General features: G+C 67.6%; 1 protein-coding gene. It reads right to left on the bottom strand.

The genetic code is table 11. The features are described from left to right. On the bottom strand, positions 1 to 380 hold a 380-nt coding region (locus tag G4D85_RS48730), incomplete at both ends, for an AMP-binding protein (RefSeq protein ID WP_164021980.1).

The following is a 380-nucleotide window of genomic DNA, read 5'->3' as shown; positions in this document are numbered from 1 at the left end:
ACGAGCGCGGCGCCGTTGAGCAGCGCACCCCAGATCTCCAAGGTGGAGAGGTCGAACGTCACCGTGGTCACCTGGGCGACCCGGTCGTCTGGCCCCAGGCGGACCTGGTCCGCGTCGAGCGCCATGCGAACCACACCCCGGTGTGGAATGCAGACACCCTTGGGGCGCCCCGTGGACCCGGAGGTGTAGATGATGTGCGCCAGGTCATCGGCGGTGCTGTCATCCACCCACGGGTTTGACGCCGAACCCTCCAGCGCATCCCCGAGCCGATCCAGGTTCACCACGTGCCATGGTCCCTCGGGAAGCCGCGTGCTCAGCGCATCGTGAGAGATGATGGCCGCGAGTCGGGCGTCATGGGCCATGAAGGCCAGTCGCTCGGT

Source organism: Pyxidicoccus trucidator, from assembly GCF_010894435.1.
Taxonomy (GTDB): Bacteria; Myxococcota; Myxococcia; order Myxococcales; family Myxococcaceae; genus Myxococcus; species Myxococcus trucidator.
The sequence above is the reverse complement of the archived record's forward strand: the minus strand, read 5'-3'. Positions and strand labels throughout refer to the sequence as shown.